This window comes from Virgibacillus sp. M23 (assembly GCF_034190895.1).
GTDB lineage: Bacteria > Bacillota > Bacilli > Bacillales > Amphibacillaceae > Virgibacillus > Virgibacillus salarius.
Genome location: NZ_JAWDHA010000240.1, coordinates 1 through 465 on the forward strand (window position 1 = coordinate 1; position 465 = coordinate 465).

Annotated in this window: 1 protein-coding gene; it reads right to left on the reverse strand. The window is 46.3% G+C overall.

Annotation, left to right across the window (positions count from 1 at the left end; translation table 11 throughout):
* Positions 1-465, reverse strand: a 465-nt coding sequence (locus tag RVS70_RS22310) for an alpha-amylase family glycosyl hydrolase (RefSeq protein WP_321134896.1), incomplete at both ends; no start/stop codon positions are given.

Sequence of the window (465 nt, forward strand, 5' to 3'; positions counted from 1 at the left end):
CTCTTGAATAAACTCATGAAGTCGGGGGCCGTTAGAGTGATAACGGCCGACGATATAGNTGCGGGTGTGATCCGTTTCGTAGTCCGGAAAATCGGTGTGTTTGGAAATGGAGCCGATCACATCCATTCGCCAGCCGTCAACGCCTTTATCCATCCAGAATCTCATTACATCATAAACTTCCCGGCGAACGGCGTCATTTTCCCAATTTAAATCAGGCTGTTTTTTCGAAAAGTAGTGCAAATAATACTGTCCTGTCCTTTCATCGTATGTCCACGCCGAGCCTGAAAAGATCGATCCCCAATTATTCGGCTCTGAGCCGTCCGGTTTAGGGTCTTTCCAAAAATAATAATCCCGGTAAGGTTTGTCCTTCGATTTACGGCTTTCAGCAAACCAGGCATGTTCATCCGACGTGTGGTTCACAACCAAATCCATGACGATTTTCATTCCGCGTTTATGGACTTCATC